Origin of the sequence: Vibrio kagoshimensis (assembly GCF_050337535.1) — a bacterium.
In the GTDB taxonomy this organism is placed as follows: Bacteria; Pseudomonadota; Gammaproteobacteria; order Enterobacterales; family Vibrionaceae; genus Vibrio; species Vibrio gallaecicus.
Genome location: NZ_JAKJSZ010000053.1, coordinates 1 through 2,335, shown reverse-complemented (window position 1 = coordinate 2,335; position 2,335 = coordinate 1). Strand labels below are relative to the sequence as shown.

Annotated in this window: 3 protein-coding genes; all 3 read left to right on the top strand. The window is 40.6% G+C overall.

All coding sequences use genetic code 11. The features are described from left to right. Positions 1–277 precede the first annotated feature (277 nt). Positions 278–727 (top strand): C-GCAxxG-C-C family protein, encoded by a 450-nt coding sequence (locus L4C37_RS22290; RefSeq protein WP_429770163.1) that lies wholly within the window; start codon positions 278–280, stop codon positions 725–727. Positions 728–875: 148 nt separating this feature from the next. Next, positions 876–1,562 (top strand): hypothetical protein, encoded by a 687-nt coding sequence (locus tag L4C37_RS22285; protein WP_429770161.1) that lies wholly within the window; start codon positions 876–878, stop codon positions 1,560–1,562. Then, positions 1,510–2,142, top strand: coding sequence for an HAD family hydrolase (locus L4C37_RS22280; protein ID WP_429770165.1), 633 nt, complete (start codon positions 1,510–1,512; stop codon positions 2,140–2,142). The genes L4C37_RS22285 and L4C37_RS22280 overlap by 53 nt, the downstream gene beginning before the upstream one ends. Positions 2,143–2,335: the final 193 nt, after the last annotated feature.

The window sequence follows — 2,335 nt, the reverse complement described above, 5'->3', positions numbered from 1 at the left end:
TTTGGCTATAGGTCGATTTGGAATTGGTGCTAAATATACATATATAAACTATGAGGTAGCTTCTAGCAGCGCAGAGTTTGATGGGAGTGGCTTCGACGTTCACCTTGCTTACATGTTTTGATTTTCATGGATTAACCTAACAAGCAATTTAAGCAGACTGCCAACGCTTGGCATTTTTAACTCGGTTTAGCTTCAGTGATTTCGGTGGTAAATTTGAGTGTATTGGTAGCGTTGCCAGCTACTTAATTGGGCGTTAGGCATTAAGGAGGTTGTTGTCATGGAAGAATCAGTTAAATTTGGTAGGTTAGCTGAAGCTCATTTTGAAAGTGGGCTTTTGTGCGCAGAAAGTGTTGTTTCTGCTATCGCTGAGTATCAAGGTGTAGATGAGCATTTAGCTTCAAAAATAGCGACTGGATTTTGTAGTGGCATGGCTAGAACATGTGGACCATGTGGCGCTCTATCAGGATCGGTTATGGGTATTAGTTTAGTTCTAGGTCGTGAATCTCTAAGTGATACGGTCTCTACTACGTACGAAGCAACGCAGGAATTGGTTGAAAAATTTGAAAGTGAGTTCGGTGCAAAAGACTGCCATAAACTTTTAGGCTGTGACATTGGTACTGAAGAGGGCATGGAGCATTTCCGTTCTCATAACCTTCGATCTAATTGTAATAGCTACACCAGAAAAGCCGCTCAAATTGCAGTGCAAATATTAAGCAAAAATGCCTAACAAACAATTTAAGCAGACTGTCAACATTGGGCATTTTCAACTCAGATTAGCTTCAGTGATTTTGGTGGTAAATTTAATTCTATTGATAGCGTTGTCAGCTATTTAATTCGGTGTTATGAGAAAATAATACGTGCAAGAACCGCAGAGTATGGAAGATAAAGTGATAACAGCAGTGAAGGGCTTTGCTTATTCGATAAATTCGGAGAGTAAAGTTGTCGCTGATATGTCAGCAATTATAGATGCGACGTCCCAACTACCACTTACTGGTTTTGATTATTGGGAGCGATTGATTCGATCAGAGTTCACTCTAGCATTAAGGAATTCGATGTCACCAAAATGGAAGTTTTGGTCTAAACCTGATGAATTGTTAACTTGGTTAGACTTGATTTGCTGGGATGGTTATAAGCGGGAAAAAACTTTACGGACGTTGTCTGGCTCTGCACCAAATGCTTTCTTCTTTTCACTTGCTGTTCGTCGCCTCAATGATTGGGTGCCACAAGTACGTGGGGCTGCTAGAGAGATGTTACCAGAGTTAGCAAAAGCCACTGCCCCAGAATACGTTGTAGAAGCCTTGTGTATTGCACTTTCCAATTGGAACTCTTGGGGCAGGATTGAAAAAGCTGATAAAAAAATTCTCTTACAAATAATATCTGAAGAAGATATAGCTCAATTATTAAGGTTCAAGCTGATTTCATCGACTACTGGACCTATGCCATCGCTCCTTTCTCAGCTTGGTCGCACACCAATGCTTGATGGAAATCTTAAAGAAATTGCAAATCTAGCTGCACAACCTTCAGTTCGAGCTAAGGCATACCGAAGTCTATTCGAAGTCTGAACCTTTAAAGGGTAAAGCACTAGCATTGGCTTGTGCTGATTATGGGGCTCAGGTTGACTACAATATTTATAAAGATGTGATGGGAGAAAGTTGGCAGGTAGTGACAGGTCATTTTTTCGCTCACGCAAAAATTTCCCCAGAATTAGCAGAGTTTAACCGTTATTTTCGTGCTCATTACGAGAAAATGCTTAATGAAGAACTCGAACTTAATACCGGTGCTAAAAAGTACATCAAGCAACTAAAACAGGCAGGAAAAACCTGTGGTGTTGTTAGTTCAGCAGCAACATGGATGGTTGAAAATATTTTGGCATCTTTGCAATTAGAGTCTGCTTTTGATTTGGTTATTACTCAAGAGCATGTAAGCAAGCAAAAGCCAGATCCAGAAGCTTATAATCTTGCATTAGCAAATTTAGGAGTATCTCCAGAGCAAACCATCGTGTTTGAGGGCTCTACAGCGGGTATTAGCGCAGGCAGTTTAAGTGGCTGTGACGTTATCGCTGTTAAGCATGAGTTCAATGGTAAAAATGACTTAAGTGGTGCATTAAAATCCATCAGTGCATACGATGAAATGTTCGTATAACAAAGCATTTAAGACGGACTCCCAACGCTCGGCATTTTCCGTTTGCTTTGAATTTAGTGTTTACGGCACAATGCTTTAGGTTCAGTGGTCTGCGTTGCTCACCACTTAATGCGGCGTTAGTTTGCAAAAGTAGAAAAGCGTTTTTGGTCAAAGAGCCTAGTCCGGTTTCTATGCTTTACACCTGTTACACCTG